This window comes from Janthinobacterium sp. BJB301 (assembly GCF_002735685.1).
Lineage (GTDB): Bacteria > Pseudomonadota > Gammaproteobacteria > Burkholderiales > Burkholderiaceae_D > Janthinobacterium > Janthinobacterium lividum.
Genome location: NZ_PDZJ01000003.1, coordinates 410,805 through 433,730, shown reverse-complemented (window position 1 = coordinate 433,730; position 22,926 = coordinate 410,805). Strand labels below are relative to the sequence as shown.

Annotated in this window: 13 protein-coding genes; 11 read left to right on the top strand and 2 right to left on the bottom strand. The window is 61.1% G+C overall.

The features are described 5' to 3' along the window. Nucleotides 1-16 precede the first annotated feature (16 nt). Both CSQ91_RS21300 and CSQ91_RS21295 read right to left on the bottom strand, forming a co-directional pair. The gene (locus CSQ91_RS21300; RefSeq protein WP_034782508.1) at nucleotides 17-2,836 is read right to left on the bottom strand and encodes a TonB-dependent receptor; all 2,820 of its coding nucleotides are present in this window, start codon (nucleotides 2,834-2,836) and stop codon (nucleotides 17-19) included. A gap of 357 nt (nucleotides 2,837-3,193) precedes the next feature. Continuing rightward, a complete protein-coding gene (locus CSQ91_RS21295) occupies nucleotides 3,194-5,869 on the bottom strand; it encodes a TonB-dependent receptor (RefSeq protein ID WP_099389534.1) in 2,676 nt (891 codons plus the stop codon). Between the two features lie 480 nt (nucleotides 5,870-6,349). On the opposite strand from CSQ91_RS21295, the gene CSQ91_RS21290 reads away from it, so the two are divergent. From CSQ91_RS21290 to infB, 11 genes are all read left to right on the top strand, one after another. Continuing rightward, the gene (locus tag CSQ91_RS21290; protein ID WP_257217429.1) at nucleotides 6,350-8,185 is read left to right on the top strand and encodes an ABC transporter substrate-binding protein; all 1,836 of its coding nucleotides are present in this window, start codon (nucleotides 6,350-6,352) and stop codon (nucleotides 8,183-8,185) included. Nucleotides 8,186-8,213: 28 nt separating this feature from the next. Then, a complete protein-coding gene (locus tag CSQ91_RS21285; protein WP_034782513.1) occupies nucleotides 8,214-9,152 on the top strand; it encodes an ABC transporter permease in 939 nt (312 codons plus the stop codon). 9 nt (nucleotides 9,153-9,161) lie between these two features. Continuing rightward, on the top strand, nucleotides 9,162-10,271 hold the full coding sequence (locus tag CSQ91_RS21280; protein WP_070280986.1) for an ABC transporter permease: 1,110 nt from the start codon (nucleotides 9,162-9,164) through the stop codon (nucleotides 10,269-10,271). Nucleotides 10,272-10,280: 9 nt separating this feature from the next. After that, complete coding sequence (locus tag CSQ91_RS21275; protein WP_099389532.1) at nucleotides 10,281-11,972, top strand: ABC transporter ATP-binding protein; 1,692 nt, start codon at nucleotides 10,281-10,283, stop codon at nucleotides 11,970-11,972. Nucleotides 11,973-11,999: 27 nt separating this feature from the next. After that, entirely contained in the window at nucleotides 12,000-12,962 is a 963-nt protein-coding gene (locus CSQ91_RS21270; protein WP_099389531.1) for a VTT domain-containing protein, read from the top strand. 389 nt (nucleotides 12,963-13,351) lie between these two features. After that, a complete protein-coding gene (locus CSQ91_RS21265; RefSeq protein ID WP_034782520.1) occupies nucleotides 13,352-14,371 on the top strand; it encodes a glucokinase in 1,020 nt (339 codons plus the stop codon). A gap of 399 nt (nucleotides 14,372-14,770) precedes the next feature. Continuing rightward, nucleotides 14,771-15,565 carry an SMC-Scp complex subunit ScpB gene (gene scpB / locus CSQ91_RS21255; RefSeq protein ID WP_034782524.1) on the top strand — a complete coding sequence of 265 codons (795 nt, stop codon included), beginning with the start codon at nucleotides 14,771-14,773 and terminating at the stop codon, nucleotides 15,563-15,565. Then, a complete protein-coding gene (gene rluB, locus CSQ91_RS21250) occupies nucleotides 15,558-17,618 on the top strand; it encodes a 23S rRNA pseudouridine(2605) synthase RluB (protein WP_099389529.1) in 2,061 nt (686 codons plus the stop codon). Before scpB ends, rluB begins: the two co-directional genes overlap by 8 nt. A 343-nt stretch (nucleotides 17,619-17,961) precedes the next feature. Further along, the gene (gene rimP, locus CSQ91_RS21245) at nucleotides 17,962-18,450 is read left to right on the top strand and encodes a ribosome maturation factor RimP (protein ID WP_034782527.1); all 489 of its coding nucleotides are present in this window, start codon (nucleotides 17,962-17,964) and stop codon (nucleotides 18,448-18,450) included. Further along, nucleotides 18,447-20,012 (top strand): transcription termination factor NusA, encoded by a 1,566-nt coding sequence (gene nusA / locus CSQ91_RS21240; protein ID WP_034782529.1) that lies wholly within the window; start codon nucleotides 18,447-18,449, stop codon nucleotides 20,010-20,012. The genes rimP and nusA overlap by 4 nt, the downstream gene beginning before the upstream one ends. Nucleotides 20,013-20,058: 46 nt before the next feature. Next, on the top strand, nucleotides 20,059-22,917 hold the full coding sequence (gene infB / locus CSQ91_RS21235) for a translation initiation factor IF-2 (RefSeq protein ID WP_034760145.1): 2,859 nt from the start codon (nucleotides 20,059-20,061) through the stop codon (nucleotides 22,915-22,917). The last annotated feature ends 9 nt before the right edge of the window (nucleotides 22,918-22,926 follow it).

Genomic DNA, 22,926 nt, shown 5'->3' with positions numbered 1-22,926 from the left:
AGCAGATGCAATCAGCTTAGAACTTGTAGGAACCGCTCAGGTAGAACTGGCGGCCCAGGGCGCTCGAGTACGATGGGTTGTAGCCCACTTGATGCGAACCCGTGTTGCGCAGCGTGAACGGCGGGTTGCGGTCGAACAGGTTCAGGATGCCGCCCGTGATTTCCACGTTCTTCAAAGGACGGTAAGCCGTCTGGAAGTCGAACGTGGTGTAGCTTGGCACTTCCAGCTGGATGCCATAGCATTCGCCAGGGCTGCCGGCCACGATGACGGCGCAGTCGTCCGCCGTCTGTTCCTTGTCCGTGTAGCCATTGCGGTAGCTGGCGCTCAGCGTATGCGTGAACTTGGCCGTCTCATACGTGGTGCTGGCGCGGATGATGTTGCGGAAGCTGACCTTGTCGTTCGAACCGTAGCGGTTCAGGCTGGTTTCCCATTGATCATCGGTGCCTGGCGTCGTGTAGCGCGAACGCAGCAGGTAGGTACCCATCAGGCGGCTCGTCAGGCGACCGTCCAGCAGCTTCATCTTGTGGGTGAAGTCGTAGTCGATACCGCGGTTTTCCACTTTGCCGATGTTGATAGGCAGCAGTTTGATGGCCAGCACATCCTTGCCCGTCGAGCTGATGTGCTTGGTGGTGAACAGGTTGGCGTACTTGGCTGGATCGTTGAAGATCAGGCCTTCCGACACGGCCGTCACCTGATCGCGGATTTCCACGTTCCACAGGTCGAACGACATCGACAGGCTATCGATCGGTTCGAATACGGTGCCGATGCTCCACTGTTTCGACGTTTCCGGCTTCAGGTCAGGATTGCCGCCCTGGAAGGCTTCAAACTGCTGGCGTCCCACGCCACTGCAGTAGCTGGCCAGCGGATGGCCGCCCATGCCGTTGGCTGCAGTCAGCGGGCATTGATAGTTGCCACCGGTAACGCCCCAATCTTCCAATGGACCAGCGATTTCCTGCATGCTGGCGGCGCGGAAGCCGGTGCCGGCAGCAGCGCGGAACATCAGGTTCTTGGCGGCCGAGTATTTGCCGCTGACTTTCCAGGTGGTGGCGTTTTCTTTCTTGCCAACCGTCTTGCCCGTCAGCTTGTCATCGATGGCGCCGATCTGGTCATAACGCAACGAGCCCGTCATTTCCAGTTTCTTCGAGATCGGCAGCATCAGTTCGGCATACGCGCCGGCGTTGTCGCGTGCGTATTCGCTGTCGACTTGCTGATTGTCAAACAGGATCTGCGCCTGCTTGGCGACGTCCGCCTGTTGCACCTTGTACGAGGTGTTGCGGTAGTCGGCGCCGATACCCAGCATCGCGGTGCCGCCTGGCAGCGAGAAGACAGGACGCGAAGCGCGGCCGTCGATGCCTTTCATTTCCACGGTCTGCGTGTTGTAGGTGCCGCTGAAGCCGGTGCCCAGCAGGGCCTGGCGCATGGAATCGGGCATGCTGCCGACGGGGTAGGCGAATGGGTCGATATTGCCGGCAGCCACTTGCGCGTCAAACTTGTCCGACAGCGGGAAGCCGCTGACGTAGTCTTGCGTCTGCTTGTTTTTCGAGTACGTCACCGCCGAGTTGATATCCCAGCCGAACGCGTTGCCATCGATGCCGGCGACGATGTGGGTGGCCTTGGTGCCATAGTCATATACGCGGTTGCCCATTTCCGACAGGCGGTATTTGGCGATGGCGCCCGTGGCGTTGGCCAGTTGCTCCGGCGTCAGCCCCGGTGCCAGGTATTTATTGAACAGCGGCGAGCCGACGGGGACCGAGAAGTCGGCCGGATACGGCGCGATGCTGGCGATGATGCGCGCTTCCGTGTAGGCCAGGTCATAGAAGCCCTGGAAGCCTGTATTGCCCAGCTTGACGCTACCGGAGCTGAACAGCGAGTCGCGCTTCGATTCCGGATTGATTTCGATGGTCGATGGCGAATCGAAATAGCAGTTGCCGTCGCCATAGAAGTCCATATTGCTGGCGGCGCATTTGCCGCCGTTGGCCAGCGCATAGGGATTCAGGTTGACGGACTTGCTGACGGTCTTGCCCGTGGCCGGGTCGATGGCGTTGTAATCGACGGTGGCGTTGGCTGGCGCGGAGCGCGAGGACCCATTGATGAACTGCAATTTCTGGCCGTTTTTCGGGTCCGTGAAATTGATGATGCCGCTCTTGGCGAAGCTGCGCTGCGATGCTTTCAGCGATTTTTGCTCGTCATGGCTGGCCGACACGAAGATGCTGTAACCGTCGTCGTCGATGTCGCCGAAGCCCTTGCTGATCGAGAACGAGTTGCTGGCGCCGCCCGATTCTTCAGGACGCGAGTACTTGGCGTTGATTTCCAGCGGCGATGCGCCTTTTTTCAGGATGAAGTTGACCACGCCGGCGATGGCATCGGCGCCATACAGGGCCGAGGCGCCGTCGGTCAGCACTTCCACGCGTTCGATGGCCGACAGCGGAATCGAGTTCAGGTCGATGGTGGTGCCCGAATTGGACGGCGCAATGCGGCGGCCGTTCAGCAGCACCAGCGTGTAGGCTGCACCGATATCGTGGATCGATGCCGTGGTGACGCCGCCACCGCCGCCGCCCACCGAATCGGCGGCCACGGAGAAGCCCTGCATCGCGGGGATTTGCTGGATGAAATCGGTGACCGTGCTGACGCCAGTTTTCTTGATGTCTTTCTGGTTGAACGATTGCACCGGCAGCGACGCTTCGGAAGCGATGCGCTTGATGCTCGAACCGGTGACTTCCACGCGCTGCATGGTGCTATCTGTTGTTTCTTGTGCATACGCGGCGTGCATGCTCAGGGCCATGCCGCCTGCAAACATCAGGCGCAGCGACCGCGATATTACATTTTCTATCATCATCTGAAATTCCTTGTTATTGTGATAAAGGCGGCAATTATTTTGAAATAACTTGTTGCTAACCAACAATTTATTTGCCTTTTTGAAAATCCACCAATGAAAATTCTGTAAATTTTCAGGGCCCTCATCAAAACATTCACGATTCAGATTGTCAATTTCGCGCGGACTTTTTGGACGAAATGCAACATTTCCCTGTTTTTTTTATAATCCTTCAGTAATAAAGTATCGCGAACCCTTGTCAGACTTGCTCAGATGCGTAAAATAAAACGGCGCACATCATCGCTGATGGCGCCGCTTTTCTGTTGCTGGTACGCTGTTGCCAGCACTGCCTGTTTTATTTGTCGATCTGAATTTCTCCCCTTAAAACGTATAGCTGCCGCGCAGGTACCAGGCGCGCCCGATCGGGTCCGTATAGCGCGGGTCATAGCCTTTCTGGAACAAGGTGCCCTGGTTCGAAAACGGCGGCTCCCTGTCCAGCAGGTTCTTCACGCCAGCCGTCAGCAGCAAGCCTTTCCACGCATAGCTGCCCGACAGCCCAAGCAGGCTGTACGAGGGCACATCGTGCCGGTATGGCGGCGCGACCAGATTCTGGTCCGTGTAGCCGGACTTGAACGATTGCGACAAGGTAGCGCCCCAGTTACCCTTGCGCCAGTTCAGCGCCGCCGTATGCTTCCAGCGAAACACGGGATTGTTGTCCGCATAGCGGCCCACGTTGGCGATGAAGGCGCCGCCGCGCTCGTTCTGGTAGTCGTACTTGCGGGTCCACGTGCCATCGACCGATACGCTGATATCGCCATACGCGCCGCGTCCCAGCCGCGCATTCAGGCTGACATCGATGCCGTCCGTTTTCACTTCACCGAGGTTGTCGTTCAGGTCGAGAATGGCGTAGGGCGAACCGTCGGGATTGCGCAGGAACAAGGCCTTGTATTTCTCGTAGTTGCCGAAGATCGATTGCTCGGGCAAGGATGCAATCTTGTCCTTCAGATGGATGTTCCAGTAATCGATGGCCACCGTCACTTCTTTCACCGGTTCGAGCACCAGGCCGAAGGCGAAGGTGGTGGATTTTTCCGGTTTCAGGTTTTCATTGCCGCCTTGTAGCTTGAACTGCTGCAAGTCGCAATCGCGCAAGGGATTGGCACCGGGCTGCGGCACGCCACCGGGGCACAGGATCGGGTCGTCATAGCTATCGTTGGTATCGTTCTTCGACGGCGGCGCATTCTTTTCAAACAGGGTGGGGGCGCGGAAACCCGTGCTGGCCGAGCCGCGCAGCACCAGCGTGCTGCTGGCCTGGTAGCGCAGGGCCAGCTTGGGATTGGTGGTGCTGCCCACGTCGCTGTAATGGTCGAAACGGGCGGCCAGCTGCACTTCCAGGTCCTTGATCAACGGCAAGTTGATTTCTCCGAAGACGGCCTGGATCGTGCGCGCGCCGCTCTTCGACAGCGAGCCGGACAAACCGGAACTGGCGGCCTGGCCGGCGATATCGCGGTTCACGTTGAAGTCGGCCTTTTCGCGCCGCACTTCGCCGCCGAGCGCGATGGCCAGCGGGCCGCCGGCCAGCTGCATCAGATCGCGGCTGCCCTTGAGGTCGACACCCGTGGTGGTGACCTTGGCGTTCTGCACTTCGCCGCGCAGGGCCGTGCTGGCCAGGTAAGCCTTGCCGGCCGCATCCTGCACGCCAAACGGATTCAGGATGCCGTTCAGCACGCCAGCGGCAAAGCCCGCATCCTGCACATAGCCGTTCGTGAACTTTTCCGACGACTTGCTGATCGCATGGCTGAGCGCCGTCTTGTAATCCCAGCCCGCCAGTTCGCCTTCCAGCGCCAACACCAGGCGGTCGGCCTTGCCGGTGGAATCGATTTGCCGCTGGCCTGCCTCGACGGGACGCCAGTTGACGCTCAGGGGCTGGCCCGACAAGCCTGGCTGGGCTGGCACGACACCCGCATTGCCCGGATAGTAGGGGCTGGTGCTGGGCAGGATCAAGCCCGTTTGCGGCGGCGGTGCCGTGCGCGCCTTGACCTTGTTTTCCGAATGCAGATATTCCAGCGTGGCCAGGTGGCCGCCAGCGAGCTTGAAGGCGCCCTTGCCGAAGAACGCCAGTTGTTGCTGGGCCGGCAAGTCGTCGATCTGGCGCGTGTAATCCTGGCGGCAAGTGCCATTCGCCGGCACGGCCGGCACCGACAGCGGCGACAGGCAGCCGCTGGCCGCGTAGGGGTTGCCAGCCAGGCCGTCGCCGCCGTTGGCCGCCGCATCGAAGTAATTGCCGGGGAAAGTCGTGCCGCTGGTGATGGACAGGCCGCGCGAGGGAACGATGCCGGTGGCCGAGAAGGCGCGGTCTTGCGAGGTCAGCACTTTTTGCTTGTGATAGTCGAGCACGCCAAAAATATTGTAGCCATCGGTGTCGAGCTCGCCATAGCCCGTCGACAGGTTGATGCGGTGCTCGCCGCCGCCCTTGTGCTGTGGGGCAACGATCTCGGCGGCGATATTCGTGACGTTGACGGAGCGCTTCGTGATGAAATTGATGACGCCGCCGATGGCGTCCGTGCCGTAGATGGCCGAGGCGCCGTCGCGCAGCACTTCGACCCGTTCCAGGGCGGCGATGGGAATGATGTTCAGGTCGACGCTGGCGCCGTCATACGGATGGTTGGCGATGCGCCGGCCATTGAGCAGCACCAGCGTTTTGTCGCCGCCCAGGCCGCGCAAGTCGGCGCTGGCCTGGCCGCCCGTGGGCAAGCCGCTGGTATTGCCACCGACGGCATTGCCGCTGCCCATGCCCGACGCATTCGAGGGGATCCTGCCCAGCACTTCCTGGGCCGTCGTCAAGCCCTGCTTGGCGAAATCCTCGGCCTTGAAGATGGACAGGGGCGTCGCCGTTTCCGAGACGAGGCGCTTGATGGAGGAGCCGGTGACTTCGACCCGCTGCATGGCGGGTTCTGCCGGGTCGCCCGTGCTTTGCCCCAGGGTGGAGGGGGCCTGGGCCGCAAGCAGCGCCGCACACAGCAGGCGCAAGGGAGGGGACGGACGCGTATGGATTTTCATTGAAACGCTCCTGTGACAAAGGTCATGTTGCTGGGAAATAGGGGCGAGAGGACGCCTGCTGCGGTTGTAGCAGGCGCTGTTGATGGCCGATTTGCGCTAGCGCAGGACAACGGTGGCGCGCACGGGTGCGGCATTGATGCGACGCAAATGCGTGATGCTGCGTTGCAAGGCAGCAGCCGGCGGCGGGCTTCGCTTTTGCCGCTTTGCTGCCGTCGTCACTAGCGGCAACATGTGGATATTGCGACGCAGCAAATCGGGCTGGCAGCGGGGGCGCGGATGGCGGCGCTGGTGCGGCTTTCTGCCCACGCAGCAAAATATGCGTTATCGTTACGCGTTTTTCAGACAGTCGAGACGGCTGCTAACAAGGCATAGATCTTGCGAGGATGGACTGGTTTTGGTGGTGGAATCCTGTATCCCAGGGGGAAGCCAGTACAAGCGCACCAATACGGTGCGACAGATAATCGAGATGAAGGGTATTACATGAAGTCACCATGGATGCGGCGCGTGGCGCTGCTCGCCTGCCTGGCCACCCTGCCGCTGGCGGCCGTTGCCGCCGATGCCCCAAGCGCCGCGGCCGCGCCGGTCAAAACCTTGCGCTATATCCTGCCGGCCGCCGAGACGGGCTTCGATCCCGCCACCGCGCGCGACCTGTATTCGAACCACATCACGCAGGCCGTCTTCGACACCCTGTACACCTATGATTACCTGGCGCGCCCCGTCAAGGTGGTGCCCGGCGCGGCCGCCGCTATGCCGGAAGTGTCGGCCGACGGCAAGACCTATACCATCCGCCTGAAAAAAGGCATCCTGTTCACGCCCGATGCCGCGTTCGGCGGCAAGCGCCGCGAACTGACGATGGCCGATTACGTGTATTCGTGGAAGCGACTGTTCGACCCGCGCCTCGCTTCGCCGCACAGCTGGCTGTTCGAAGGCAAGGTGGTGGGGCTGGACGACCTGGCCAAGGAAGCGGCCAAGTCGAACAAGCTGGACTTCAGCAAGAAGGTGGCCGGCCTGGAAATCCTCGACCCGTACACCTTGCGCATCACCCTGACCAAGACGGATTTCAACTTCCCCATGATCCTCGCCTACGTGCCGACAGCCGCCGTGGCGCGCGAAGTGGTGGAAAAATACGGCGACGTGAAGGGCGAAGTGGGCTCGAATCCCGTCGGCACCGGCTACTACACTTTGGGTGAATGGACGCGCGGCAACCGCATCGTCCTGAACCGCAATCCGCAGCACTTGCCGGAAACGTGGAATTTCATGGCCGGCGACGACCCGGACGACCAGCGCATCGTGCGCCAGATGCAAGGTAAACGCATTCCCGCCATCGACCGCATCGAAATTTCCGTGATGATCGAAGACCAGTCGCGCTGGCTGTCCTTCCAGAGCGGCGGCACGGACGTGTTCTGGCTCGACGGCCCGCTGGCGCCGAAAGCGCTGTTGAACGGCAAGCTGCGTCCCGAACTGGCGGAAAAGGGCGTGCAACTGTCGCGCCTGCTCGACCCCGAGATCAGCTATTACTACTGGAATATGGAAGACCCGACTCTCGGCGGCTTCAGCAAGGAAAAGATCGCCCTGCGCCGCGCCATTGCCATGGCGCACAATATCGATGAAGAAATCCGCATCATCTGGAATGGCCAGGCCAAGCGCCTCGACTATCCGATCCCGCCTGGCGTCGTCGGTTACGATCCGCACTACAAATCCCTGCTGCAATACGATCCCGTGCTGGCGAACAAATTGCTGGATAAATTCGGCTACAAGAAGGGCGCCGATGGCTGGCGCACTTTGCCGGACGGCAAACCGCTGCTGATCCGCTACGCCTCGCGCAATGAAGCCAATGGCGTGCTGCAGGCGGAAATGTGGCGCAAGACGTACAACTCGCTGGGCATCCGCATGGAAAACGACCGCATGATCTTTTCCGACATTTTAAAGACGGAAAAGCAGTGCAAGATGCAGACGCGCACGGCGCCATGGCTGGCCGACTATCCGGACGGCGACAACTTCATGCAGCTGTTCTATGGCCCGAACACGCACCAGAACAACAACGGCTGCTACCAGGATCCGGAATACGACAAGTGGTACGCGGCCAGCCAGGCCATGCCGGCCAGCCCCGAGCGCGACGAGCTGTTCCACAAGATGGCGCGCCGCCTGGAAGTCAATGCGGGCGCCCTGATCGGCTATGCGCGCTACCGCAACATGCTGGCGCAAAAGTCGGTGCAGGGCTACAAGAAGCACCCGATCCTGTTCCAGGAATGGGCGTACATGGATATCGACAGCACGGGTACGCCGGTTGTTACTCCGGCTCCCGCCAGCAAATAAGCGCGGCTTATAACAACAAGGAATCATTATGTTTGCTTATATCCTGCGCCGCTTGTGGCAGATGCTGCCCACCATGCTGGGCGTCGTCCTGCTGGTGTTTATCCTGTTCAACTGGGTGGGTGGCGATCCCGCCTACATCCTGGCCGGCAAGATGTCCAGTGCGGAAAGCATCGCCAACATCCGCCGGCAGCTCGGTGTCGACCAGCCCTATTATGTGCAGCTGTGGATCTTCATCAAGCAGATCGTCACGTTTGACTTCGGCCAGAGCTGGGCCACGGGGGAATCCGTGTCGCACATCATCACCTCGCGCCTGGGGCCGTCGATGATGGTCTTGATCCCGCTGACCGTGCTGGAAACGTTTTTTGGCGTGGCGCTGGCGCTGGCCATCGCTTTCGTGCGCGGCTCGCTGACGGACCGCGCCGTCATGATCGCCTGCACGGTGGGCATGTCGATTTCCATCCTCGTCTACATCATCGTCTTCCAGTACGGCTTCGCCTATAAACTGGGCCTGTTCCCCGTGCAGGGCTGGGGTGACAGCTTCTGGGAAAACCTGCTGCGCTATTCCACCTTGCCTATCCTGATCGGCCTGGCCGTGTCGATTGCGCCGACCCTGCGCCTGTTCCGCACCTTCGTGCTGGACGAGGCCAACCAGGATTACGTGCGCACGGCGCGCGCCAAGGGCCTCAAGGAAGGCCGCATCATGTGGGTGCACGTGCTGCGCAACGCCGGCATTCCCATCATTACCTATGTGATGTCGAACTTGCCGGCCCTGCTGATCGGCGCGTTCCTGCTCGAGCGCTTCTTCGGCATCCCCGGCATCGGGCGTGAAGTGATCCTGGCCGTCGAGCGCAGCGACTTTCCGGTGATCAAGGCGATCACCGTGTATGTCGCCGCCGCCACCATGCTCTTCAACCTGCTCACCGACCTGCTGTACCAGGCGGTCGATCCTCGCGTACAACTGAAGTAGAAAGAGACGATGTCGAAACCTCATACATCGCCCGGCCTGTGGGCCCTGGCGTGGCGCCGTTTGCGCGGCGACAAGATTGCAATGGTATCGCTGGCCGTGGTCGGCGCCTTTTTCCTGCTGGTGCTGGCGTCCGCCAGCGGCCTGGTCGCCTCGAACTGGGAAGACGAAGTGGCCGTCAGCTATGCGCCGCCCACGTTTGTGGGTGCCGACAGGGATGTCGCCGTTGATGGCGCGATGCCCGTGACGGACGAGCGCAGCGCACCGACACCCGTCAACGTGCTCGATCCGCTGGCCGACGATATCGCCGAACTGCGCGCCCAGATGGGCAGTAACCCATCGGCTGGCGTCGAGATGTACGGCGTCACGGACCCGCTGGCCGACGACTTGACGGCCTTGCGCGCCGGCATGGGCAAGGCCAAGAAGCTCGTCACGCACAAGGCGGCCACCCTGCCGTTCGGCGCCGACAAGTGGGGTCACGATATCCTGCAGAAAACCATCAAGGGCGGCGAAACGTCGATCGTCGTGGGCCTGGTGGCGGCCTTGCTGGCCGTTGTGCTGGGCACGATTTTTGGCGCCGTGTCCGGCTACTTTGGCGGCGTCGTCGATGACTTCTTCAACTGGTTCTACAGCATCTTCACGTCGATTCCGTCCATCCTGATGATCTTGACGGTGGCGGCCGTGCTGCAGCAGAAGGGCGTGCTGACCATCGTGCTGATCCTGGGCTTGACGGGCTGGACGGGGCCGTACCGCTTGATCCGCGCCGAATACATCAAGCACAAGGCACGCGAATACGTGATGGCGGCCGACGCGATTGGCGCCTCGCACTGGCGCAAGATGTTTTCCCACATCTTCCCGAACGTCAGTCACGTGGCGCTGGTGCAGATGTCCATCCTGGTGGTGGGCTTCATCAAGGCGGAAGTGATTCTGAGCTTCCTCGGCTTTGGCGTGCCGGTGGGTACCGTCTCGTGGGGCAGCATGCTCAACGAGGCACAAAATGAACTGATCCTGGGCAAATGGTGGCAGCTGACAGCCGCCGCCACGGCGATGGCCGTGCTGGTGACGGCGTTCTCGCTGTTTACCGATGCCTTGCGCGATGCGCTCGACCCCAAAGTGAAATAGGAGTTGCTCATGGACCAGAATAACCTGTTGGAAGTGCGCGACCTGCGCGTCACCTTCCGCCTGGACAAGAAGACCACGTTCGAAGCCGTCAAGGGCATCTCGTTCAACGTGCCGCGCAACAGCACCGTCGCGCTGGTGGGCGAATCGGGCAGCGGCAAGTCCGTCAGTTCGCTGGCCGTGATGGGCTTGTTGCCCCCGGATAACACCATCATCGATCCCGCCTCGAGCATTCATTTCGGCGGGCGCGATCTGCTCAAACTGTCGATCGCCGAGCGGCGCACCATGTGCGGCAAGGATATCTCGATGATCTTCCAGGAGCCGATGTCGTCGCTGAACCCCGTGTTTACGGTCGGGTTCCAGATCGCCGAAGTGTTGCGCCAGCATATGGGCATGAACCGCAAGCAGGCGCGCGCGCGCACGCTGGCGCTGCTTGAGGAAGTAGGCATACCCGATCCTGCCACCAAGATCGACGCCTACCCGAGCCAGATGTCGGGCGGCCAGCAGCAGCGCGTGATGATCGCCATGGCGATCGCCTGCGAACCGAAGCTCTTGATCGCGGACGAGCCGACAACGGCGCTCGACGTGACGATCCAGAAGCAGATCATGGACCTGATCGCGGCGCTGCAAAAGAAGCATCAGATGTCCGTGCTGTTCATTACCCACGACCTGGGCCTGGTGGGCGAGATCGCCGACCAGGTGATCGTCATGCGCCACGGCGAAGTGCGCGAGACGGGGGAAGTGCGGCAAGTGTTTGAAGCGCCGCAAGACAGTTATACCAAGGCGCTGCTGCATTGCCGCCCATCGCTGGACGAGCGCCCATGGCGCCTGCCCGTCATCGCCGACTATATGGACGGCAAGGCGGGCCCCGGCATCGAGGTGAAACAGCGCACGCGCGGCTACACGCCCGGTGACGAACCCGTGCTGGTGGTGAATAACTTGAGTAAAAGTTTTTACACGCGCGAGGGACTGTTCGGCAAGCGCGAGTTCCAGGCCGTCAAGGATGTGTCGTTCACTTTGCCGCGCGGCAAGACGCTGGGCGTGGTGGGCGAGTCCGGCTCCGGCAAGACGACGGTGGGCTTGACCCTGCTGCGCCTGCACCAGGCAACGGGCGGTACGGCCATGTTCCACGGCAAGGATCTGATTGCCATGCCTAACAGGGAATATTTGCCGTATAAACGCCGCATCCAGATCATCTTCCAGAATCCGTATGCGTCGCTGAACCCGCGCTTTACGGTGGGACAGATCCTGCTGGAACCCATGCGCATCCACAAGATCGGCGCGAACGACCAGGAACGCATCGCCAAGGCTTACTGGCTGCTCGACAAGGTTGGCTTGCCGGAACAGGCCTTCCACCGCTATCCGCACGAGTTTTCCGGTGGACAACGCCAGCGCATCGCCATCGCCCGCTGCCTGACCATGCAGCCGGAAATCCTCGTCTGCGACGAATCCGTGTCGGCGCTGGACGTGTCGGTGCAGGCGCAGGTGCTCAATCTGCTGCAGGACTTGCAGGATGAATTCGGCCTGTCCTACATCTTCATTTCGCACGATTTGTCCGTGGTGAAATATATCGCCGACCAGGTGATGGTGATGCACAAGGGGCAAGTGGTGGAACTGGCCGATTCGGATGAGCTGTACCGCAATCCCGTGCATCCGTACACGCGCACTTTGCTCAGCGCCATACCGAAGGGCGTGCAGTTGTAAGGGGCTTTTTACGGTAAGATAGCGGCCATGCCCAACCTCATTTACCTGCTCGAACATTACGGTGTCCTGATTGTCTTTGGCATCGTGCTGGTGGAGCAGCTCGGCCTGCCGATTCCCGCCTTTCCCATCCTTGTGGTGGCGGGCGCGCTGGCCGTCGATGGCGACATGAATGGGGGCCTGGTGCTGGCCGCCGCGCTAAGCGCTTGCCTGATCAGCGACTTCACGTGGTTCCGCGCGGGCCGTCATTTCGGCAAGCGCATCCTGCGGCTGCTGTGCCGCATCTCGCTGTCGCCCGATTACTGCGTCAGCCAGACGGAAGACAAATTCAAGCGCTGGGGCCCGAAAGCCCTGATCGTTTCCAAATTCGTGCCGGGTTTCAATACCGTGGCCGCACCGATGTCGGGCGCGCTGGGCACGCCGCCGGGCCTGTTCTTCCTGTACGCGGGCCTGGGCGCCTTGCTGTGGAGCGGCACGGGCATCGTCGTCGGCGTGATTTTCCATGCCAGCGTGCAGCAGGTGCTTGACTTGCTCAGCACCATGGGCAGCACGGCCTTGCTGATGCTGGCCACCTTGCTGGGCTTGTTCCTGCTGTACAAATTCCTCGAACGCCGGCGTTTCCGCCAGGCCTTGCAGATCGAACGCATCGGCATCGATGAATTGCTCGAACTCATAGAGCAGGGCGCGGAGCCGCTGATGGTCGACGCGCGCAGCGCCACGGCGCAGGCGCTGGAACCGGCCGTGCCGGGCGCCTTGTTTTTCAATGGCAAGGAACCCGTGCCAGCCATGATCGCCATGGACAAGGACCGCCACATCATCGTGTATTGCAGCTGTCCCAACGACGTGACGGCCGCGCAGGTGGCCAAGCTGCTGCACCAGCACGGCTTTCACCGGGCCAAGCCCCTGCATGGCGGCCTCGATGCGTGGAATGCCGCCTACCGCTCGGACCAGCCGGCGCCCGCCAGCCTGCTGGGCGAAGGCTTGCCGTCCTGATCCCGGCTGCCGCCGGCACGCCAGACTGGCAGCAAGACCCGCAATAAAAAACGGTAGTAATAATACGAAAACACCTTTGCGGCGCCGCCGGGACGGGAGCGCCGCACCGCCGCCGCCGCGTACAAAGCGCCTTTGCGCAAACTCCTGCATACTCTGCTTTCAAGGCGACTCCTGCTGCTGTGCAGCATGCTTTTCGCGTGCCTGATGAGTGCAAGTACTTACTATAAATCATTGTTTCTAAGTAATTTTGACACTGCCTGTTGCATTTGGAGTGGAACTACCAATAAAGGCTTGTTTTGATGTACTTAAACTACAAACTTTGCTTGCCTCCGGGCGCATTCATCCTTTAAGCTTGGCGTCCCATGCGTCCCACTTCATCATTTAAAATCATGAGCGCTTCGTCTTCTCCCGTACTGCCGACTTCCGCCTTCGCCGATGGACCGCGCCTGCTGGCCGACGTGGGCGGCACCAATGCCCGTTTCGCCCTGGAAGTGGCCGCCGGCCACATCACCCTGGTGGAAGTGTTGCCCTGTGCCGATTACCCGAGCCTGTCCGCCGCCCTGCAAGCCTACCTGGCCCTGCCGCACATCGCCGCCGCCGGCGGGCAAGCCGTGCGCCATGCCGTGATCGCCATCGCCAATCCGGTCGACGGCGATTTCCTCAGCATGACGAACCATCACTGGTCGTTCTCGATCCGCGCCATGCGCGACGAGTGCGGTTTCACGACCCTGGACGTGGTCAACGATTTCACGGCCTTGGCGCGCGCCTTGCCGCAGCTGTCGAACGAGCAAAAGCACCAGGTGGGCGCGGGCACGGCCCGTCCGAACACGGCCATCGGCCTGATCGGCGCCGGCACGGGCCTGGGCGTGTCGGGCCTGATCCCGTCGCACGGCGGCTGGATCGCCCTGCAAAGCGAGGGCGGCCACGTCAGCTTCGCGCCGTTCAATGAAGTGGAAGTGAGCATTCTGCAATTTGCCTGGCGCGAATACGAGCACGTCTCGGCCGAGCGCCTGATTTCCGGCGATGGCCTGGAACTGATCTACCGCGCCCTGGCCGACCGCGCGGGCGTGCCGGCGGAAGACTTGCCGGCGGCGGAAATCACGCGCCGCGCGCTGGCTGGCGAATCCCAGCTGTGCGACGACGTCATCGAAGCATTCTGCTGCATGCTGGGCACGGTGGCGGGCAACGTCGCCGTCACCCTGGGCGCGCTGGGCGGCATCTATATCGGCGGCGGCATCGTGCCACGCCTGGGGGCGCGTTTCGACCGCTCCGGCTTCCGCGCCCGCTTCGAGCGCAAGGGTCGTTTCGCCAATTATGTCTCGCAAGTGCCGACCTTCGTCATCACGGCGCAATACCCAGCTTTCCTGGGTGCATCGGCCATTCTCTCGGAGAAACTCGCCTCCCTGTGATATGCAGGGTGAGGGCGATGTGTCGCGCCAGGGCCGGGTAAAACGCGTGTTTTACCCGGTTTTGCGCTTTTCCGCTTTTTATCAGGTACAATTGGCATCGTTGGATGAAACGACGACTGTCGCTCTCCCGTCTGGCTGGTTCGCCGCCACGGGAAAAGCAGCTGCTCCGGAGTTCGTTTCATTGCTGGTTATTTAAGGCCAGCACCATGGATGGCAGGACTTTCACTGCATCCGCTTTAGTCCCGCTTTGCGCGCATCGGCCAAGGCGTCGGAAAAACAGCCTCAACTAGTAACCCAGCACGGCGTCATCATGATGTCTGCCATCTGTTACGTTGAAATGAACGTTTTTGATTTCTTTCTCTGCATACGAATTGCAACACACATCCGCACAGAATTGCTATGAATACAATTGAGGCTAAAAAAGTCCTCGAAACCGCGTTGCTGTGCGCTCGTGAATCGCTGACGATCCACAGCTTGAAGAAGCTGTTCGTCGATGCGGACGAGAATGGTCGCGTGCGTGGTGTCGGCGTTGGTGCCGACACGATCAAGCAATTGCTGGAAGAGTTGCGGCAGGAGTGGGAAGGGCGCGGCATCGAGATCGTCAGTCTCGCGTCGGGCTGGCGCTTTCAAAGCCGCCCGGAAATGAAGATGTATCTCGATCGCATGACGCCCGAGCGGCCGCCCAAGTATTCGCGGGCGACCCTGGAAACCCTGGCCATCATCGCCTACCGCCAGCCGGTGACGCGCGGCGATATCGAAGAGATTCGCGGCGTTGCCGTCAATTCGCAGACGATCAAGATGCTGGAAGACCGTGGCTGGGTCGATGCCATCGGCTACCGCGACGTGGTGGGACGGCCGGCCTTGCTGGCCACCACCAAGCAGTTTTTGGATGACCTGGGTTTGCATTCGCTGTCCCAGCTGCCGCCTTTGCAGCAAATCAGTGAAATGCAGGGCAATGGGCTCGAAGCCCTGGAAGCGGCCCTGCAAGAAAATTTTGACAAGGCAAGCAATGAGCTTGTCCCCCAGCTTGGTGCAGGTAGCAATACGGCTGTGACAGATGTAGATGTGACAGCAAGCCTTGATGCCGGCCCCGATGCTTCGCCCACGGACGAAGCCTACACTCACGACCCTGCGCCAGAACTAACGGTTGACGCTGCGCCAGGTCAGCACAGCCAAGAAACGAAGAATGAATAATCCGAACACACCCGAGACAGTAACCGCCAGCGACGAAGCCATCGTTGCCAAGCCCAAGCGCCGCACCAAGGCCCAGATCGAAGCCGATACGGCTGCTGCTGCAGTTGCCGGCGATACCGCCGCTGCCAAGCCGAAGCGCCGCACGAAAGCCGACGTGGCTGCCGACGCGCCCGTTGCCGCTGCTGCGGTAGAAGAAGCTGCGCCTGTCGTCAAGAAAACCCGCGCCAAGCCAGCCCTGAAGGCCGTGGCCGACGCCGCCGAAGCGGCTGCCGAAGCCGTCGCCGCACCTGCGCCGCGTCCGCCGCGCGCCCGCGCCGCCGCCAAGGCCGCTGCCGCCGAAGCGGAAGCCGCGCCGGAAGTTGCCGCTGACAAGCCGGCCGAAGCGCGCCCGACCCGCGGTCCGCGCCAGATGCGTGGCGTGCAGGCGGAACGCGCGCTGCGCCAGCCGCCGCGCGCGGAAGCGCCGCAGGCAGCCGATGCCGTTGCCGCAGCGCCTGCCGCGGAGCAAGCTGCCGCGCCTGTCGCCGACGTGTTCGATGCCGAAGGCAATCTCGTGTCCGGCCCGCGCCTGCCGCGCGGTCCGCGCAACGATGTGCCGGGCGCTGGCAAGAATGCCGGCAAGAGCCGCAAGAAGGGCAAGGGCCGCCAGGCTGCGCCAGGCAAGCTCAGCGACGCTGACGCCGTGTTCTCGTTTGTCACTTCCGACGCTTTCGACAGTGAAGAGGGCGGCACGGGCCGCGCGCAGAAAGCGGCCGTGCGCCGCGACCTGACGTCCGACGACGACGCGCCGAAGCTGCACAAGGTGCTGGCCGAAGCCGGTCTCGGTTCGCGCCGCGACATGGAAGACCTGATCATTTCGGGCCGCGTGTCCGTGAATGGCGAGCCGGCCCACATCGGCCAGCGTATCCTGCCGAGCGACCACGTGCGCATCAACGGCAAGTTGATCCAGCGCCGCGTCAGCAAGAAGCCGCCACGCGTATTGGTCTACCACAAGCCGGCTGGCGAAATCGTCAGCCACAACGACCCGGACGGCCGTCCATCCGTGTTCGACCGCCTGCCGACCATGAAAGCGGGCAAGTGGCTGGCCGTTGGCCGCCTCGACTTCAATACGGAAGGCTTGCTGCTGTTTACCACCTCCGGTGACCTGGCCAACCGCCTGATGCACCCGCGCTACGGCATCGACCGCGAGTACGCCGTGCGTACCCTGGGCGAGCTGGAAGAGGGCATGCGCCAGAAACTGCTGGCCGGCGTCGAACTGGAAGACGGCCTGGCGCAGTTCTCGAAGATCGCCGATGGCGGCGGCGAAGGCATCAACAAGTGGTATCGCGTGGTGATCGGCGAAGGCCGTAACCGCGAAGTGCGCCGCATGTTCGAAGCGATCGGCCTGACCGTTTCGCGCCTGATCCGTACCCGCTACGGCGCCATGACCCTGCCGAGCGGCCTGAAACGCGGCCGTTGGGAAGAGATGGATGAAAACACCGTGCGCGACCTGCTGACCGCCTACGGCATCGAAAAGAAAATGCCGGCATCGGGCGACCCTCGTGCCGCTGGCGCCGCCAAGGGCCGCGAAGCGCGCAAGGCCAGCCGTGATGACGAGCCGAATGGCAACCGCATCGATGTGAGCAACCGCAACGCCGATCCTTTCCCGGTCGCGCCGCGCCGTGGCCAGCCGCAAGGCCAGTTTGCCCGTCCGCAAGGCCAGGGTCGTCCGGGCGGCGCAGGCCGTCCAGGCGAAGCGCGTGGTCCTGGCCGCGGCCAGCCGCAAGGTCCGTTCCAGGGCGGCCAGCCCCGCTCGTCGGCATCGTTCGAAGGTTCGCCGCAAGGCCAGGGTCGTCCGCCGCGTGCGGCAGGCCAGGGTCGTCCGGCCGGTGGTGGCGAAGGCCGCGCGCCGCAGCGCGGTCCGCGCCAGCCCGATCCGCTGCAAACGGCATTCGGCTTCGCCAACACGGGTCCGCGCCGCAATACGGGCGGTGGTGCCGGTGGGCAAGCGCGTTCCGGTGGCCAGCCGCGTGGCGGCATGGATGGCATGCCGCGCCGCCGCAGCAAAGGTTAATCGGGAAGAGTTTCTTCTTGCGCGCCCGCTGATCTGCCGCGGGTGCGCGCTCTTGTAACTGTTGTAAGCCGGGCCGCTCCTTGCGTGCGGCATTGCGGCGAAGTTAATAAGAGGTTATAATCTGCAGCCTAATAAAAGTTCTCCGCAGGGTTGTTTGGTGGGGAGTGCTTTCATCTGGTTGGGAAAATACAAGAAGATGGGCAGATGCCCATTTTTTTTTTGTTGAACCGTTTGTAATGGCTCCGCAAGGGGCCATATATGACTTGAATGCGTGTTTTTGCATGTTGTCGGCGCTCAATGCGGCGCTCTCATGCTGAAAACGGCCTTATTTCTGGAGAATTTCTTGCAGCAGTTGGGATTAATTGAAAAGACAGTTATTGGTCTGGGCTATGAGCTCGTTGATGTCGAACGTGCCGAGCGCGGACTGCTGCGCGTCTTTATTGATTTCAGCGCCGCCGATGCCGCTGAAAAAGGTCCGATCACGGTCGAAGACTGTGCCACGGTGAGTCACCAGTTATCGCATGTGTTGACGGTAGAGAACGTTCCTTACGAGCGTCTCGAAATTTCTTCCCCGGGTCTGGATCGTCCGGTGCGCAAGCTGGAAGACTTTGTCCGTTTCGCAGGCCAGGAAATCATCGTCAAGCTGATGGTGGCGATGCCGGGTACGAACAACCGGAAATCGTTCCAGGGGATCTTGCAAGAACCCGTGGGCGATAAATTGTCGTTGGAATTTGAAGGTAAGGATGGTCCGGCGATGTTGGAGTTTACGCTCGCGGATGTGGATAAGGCACGCTTGGTGCCGCAGGTGGTTTTTAAGGGACGCAAAGCATGAGCCGCGAAGTTTTATTATTGGTTGACGCGCTGGCGCGCGAAAAAAACGTCGATAAAGATGTCGTCTTCGGCGCCCTCGAATTCGCGTTGGCGCAAGCCACGAAGAAACGGTATGAGGGTGAGGTAGACATCCGCGTTTCGATCGACCGCGAAACGGGCGAATTCGAATCGTTCCGCCGCTGGCACGTCGTGCCCGATGAAGCGGGCCTGCAATTGCCGGATCAGGAGATCCTGCATTTCGAGGCAAAAGAACAGATTTCCGATATCGAAGTCGATGACCATATCGAAGAACCGATCGAATCCGTTGAATTCGGCCGCCGTTTCGCCCAGGATACCAAACAGGTCGTCCTGCAGCGCGTACGTGACGCCGAACGCGAACAGATCCTGGTCGACTTCCTGGAGCGCGGCGATTCGCTCGTCACCGGCACCATCAAGCGCATGGAACGCGGCGACGCCATCGTCGAATCGGGCAAGATCGAAGCGCGTCTGCCACGCGACCAGATGATCCCGAAAGAGAATCTGCGTATCGGCGACCGTGTGCGTGCCTTCATCTTGCGCATCGACCGCAACATGCGCGGCCCGCAAGTGATTCTGTCGCGCACCGCGCCGGAATTCATCATGAAGCTGTTTGAACTGGAAGTGCCGGAAATCGAGCAAGGCATGCTGGAGATCAAATCCGCAGCCCGCGATGCCGGCGTGCGCGCCAAGATCGCCGTCTACACGGCCGACAAGCGCATCGATCCGATCGGTACTTGCGTCGGCATGCGCGGTTCGCGCGTGCAGGCCGTGACTGGCGAACTCGGTGGCGAACGCGTCGACATCGTGCTGTGGTCGGAAGATCCGGCGCAGTTCGTCATCGGCGCCCTGGCGCCGGCGAACGTGTCGTCGATCATGGTCGATGAAGAAAAACACGCGATGGATGTCGTCGTGGACGAAGAAAACCTGGCAATCGCGATCGGCCGTTCCGGCCAGAACGTGCGCCTGGCCTCGGACCTGACCGGCTGGAAGATCAACATCATGACGGCCGAAGAATCGGCTGACAAAGCTGCCCAGGAAACGGCTGCCGTGCGCATCCTGTTCATGGAAAAGCTCGATGTCGATCAGGAAGTGGCCGATATTCTGGTGGAAGAAGGTTTCGCCAGTCTGGAAGAAATCGCTTACGTGCCAATTTCCGAAATGCTGGAAATCGAATCGTTTGACGAAGATACCGTCAATGAACTCCGTACCCGTGCGCGTGATGCGCTGGTTACCGAAGCGATTGCTTCGGAAGAGGGTCTGGAAGGCATGGACGAGGCGTTGGTGGGTCTGGAAGGCATGGACCGCATTACCGCCGGCAAGCTGGGTCTGGCTGGTATCAAGACCGTTGAAGCATTTGCAGCACTGGCATACGACGAATTTGGCGCAATCCTGGCCTTGTCTGCGGACCGTGCGCGTGAACTGATTACAAGTGAATTTAAAGATGTGACCGACGATGAGATGAAGTTGGTTGACTCGAAATACGACGATCGTGCCAAGGCGTTGCAAGCCAAGGCATGGAGTCTGGCCGAATCCGCAAAGGCTTAATTTGAGTATCTTTATCATCTCCGCGACACATAGAAAAGAGGACTGAATGGCGAGTAACAACGTAGCCCAATTTGCCACCGAACTGAAGATGCCTGCAGATTTGCTGCTGACGCAGCTGCGTTCTGCCGGCGTCGAGAAAAGTTCGACGTCAGATCCATTGTCGAAAGATGATAAGGACAAGCTTTTGGATCATCTGCGCCGCACACACGGCGCAGCGGCTGACACAGAAAAGAAAAAAATCACCGTGACCCGCAAGGAAACGACTGAAATCAAACAAGCTGACGCAACCGGCAAATCGCGCACCATCCAGGTGGAAGTGCGCAAGAAACGTACTTTCGTCCAGCGTGACGAAGCTGCGCCGGTCGCAGCAGAACCGGTCGCGCCTGCCGCACCGGTGATCGATCCAGCCGACGTGGCGCGCCGTGAAGAAGAAGCCCGTAAACAGGCTGAACTGATCGCCCGCCAGGAAGCCGATCTGCGCGAAAAGCAAGAACGTCTGGCCAAGCTCGACGCGGAAAAAGAAGCCCAGGCGAAAGCCACGCAACAGGCTGAACTGGCTGCGAAGAAAGAAGCGGAAGCGGAAGCGAAGAAAGCCGCCGCCAAGGCTGCTGCCGCGCCTGCCGCCAGCGCTGCTGCGCCTGTCGTTGACGACGCCGCCGCCGAAGCGAAAAAAGCTGCTGCTGCCGAAGAAGCGAAGAAGAAAGCGGCTGCCGCTGCTGTTGCCGCCAAGGAAGCCGCTGACAAAGCGGAAGCCACCGAGCGTGCACGCAAGGCCGTTGCCGACGAAGTTGCCCAGATCAAGGCCATGATGAACGCGCCACGCCGCGCCATCAAGGCACCTGAACCCGTACCGGTTCCGGTCAAGCCGAAGGCGCCGGAAGGCACCCTGCACAAGCCTGCTGACAAGAAACCTGGCGACAAGCCGGGCGACAAGAAGCCTGCTGTTGCAGACAAGAAATCCATCAAGTCGGCCAATGTGTCGTCCACCTGGTCCGATGACGCGAAAAAACGCGGCACCACCGGTGGTCCCAAGCCACGCGGCAATAGCGGCCCAGGCGGCCGTGACAGCTGGCGCGGTGGCGCGAAGGGCCGTCGCCCGACGCACCATGACGACCGTGAGTCGAACTTCCAGGCTCCTACGGAAGCCGTCGTCAAAGACGTGCACGTACCGGAAACGATCACCGTGGCCGAACTGGCGCACAAAATGTCCGTCAAGGCATCCGAAGTCATCAAGCATTTGATGAAATTGGGCCAGATGTGCACGATCAACCAGGTGCTGGACCAGGAAACCGCCATGATTCTGGTGGAAGAAATGGGCCACAAGGCGTTCGCCGCCGAACTGGACGATCCGGAAGCGCTGCTGGCCGATGTGGGCGAACACGCGCACTTCGAAACCAAGCCACGCGCACCGGTGGTCACCGTCATGGGTCACGTCGACCATGGCAAGACCTCGCTGCTGGACTATATTCGTCGCGCCAAGGTTGCCTCCGGCGAAGCGGGCGGGATTACGCAGCATATCGGCGCTTACCACGTCGATACGCCACGCGGCATGATCACCTTCCTCGACACCCCGGGCCACGAAGCGTTTACCGCCATGCGTGCCCGTGGCGCCAAGGCAACCGACATCGTGATTCTGGTGGTTGCCGCCGACGATGGCGTGATGCCGCAAACGAAAGAAGCGATTGCCCATGCGAAAGCAGCCGGCGTACCGCTGGTCGTGGCGATCAACAAGGTCGACAAACCGGGTGGCAACGTGGACCGCGTGACGCAGGAACTGGTCGCGGAACAAGTCGTGCCGGAAGAATACGGTGGCGAGTCGCCATTCGTGCCGGTCTCGGCCAAAACGGGTCAAGGTATCGACGACCTGCTGGAACAAGTGCTGTTGCAAGCCGAAGTGCTGGAACTGACGGCACCGGTCGATGCGCCTGCGCGCGGCCTGGTAGTCGAGGCACGTCTGGACAAGGGCCGTGGTCCTGTCGCGACGATCCTGGTGCAGTCCGGTACCCTGAAGCGCGGCGACGTGATTCTGGCGGGCTCTTCGTATGGCCGTGTTCGCGCCATGCTGGACGAGAACGGCAAGTCCATCGCTGAAGCGGGTCCTTCGATTCCGGTCGAAATCCAGGGCTTGACGGAAGTGCCGGTTGCCGGTGAAGAAGTCGTCGTCATGGCTGACGAGCGCAAGGCGCGTGAAATCGGTCTGTTCCGTCAAGGTAAGTTCCGCGACGTGAAACTGGCCAAGCAGCAAGCTGCGAAACTGGAAAACATGTTCGACCAGATGGCCGAAGGCGAAGTGAAAAACTTGCCGTTGATCATCAAAACCGACGTGCAAGGTTCGCAAGAAGCGCTGGTCGGTTCGCTGCAGAAACTGTCGACCTCCGAAGTGCGCGTACAAGTCGTTCACGCAGCCGTCGGCGGCATCACGGAATCGGACGTCAACCTGGCAGTCGCCTCGAAAGCGGTCATCATCGGCTTTAACGCCCGTGCTGATGCCCAGGCACGCAAGCTGGCCGAGTCGAATGGCGTGGACATTCGCTACTACAACATCATTTACGATGCGATCGACGAGATCAAATCGGCGTTGTCGGGCATGTTGGCACCAGAGAAACGCGAAACCGTCATCGGCCAGGTCGAGATCCGCCAGGTTATCCTGGTCTCGAAAGTGGGCGCGATTGCCGGTTGCCTGGTCACCGATGGCGTGGTCAAGCGTGCTTCTTCCGTCCGCCTGTTGCGCAACAACATCGTGGTGTGGAGCGGCGAGATCGACTCCCTGAAACGCTTCAAGGACGATGCGAAAGAAGTTCGCGCCGGTCTGGAGTGCGGCCTGTCGCTGAAGAACTACAACGACATTCAGGTTGGCGACACGCTGGAAGTGTTCGAAGTCCAGGAAATCGCTCGTACCCTGTAATCACAGAAG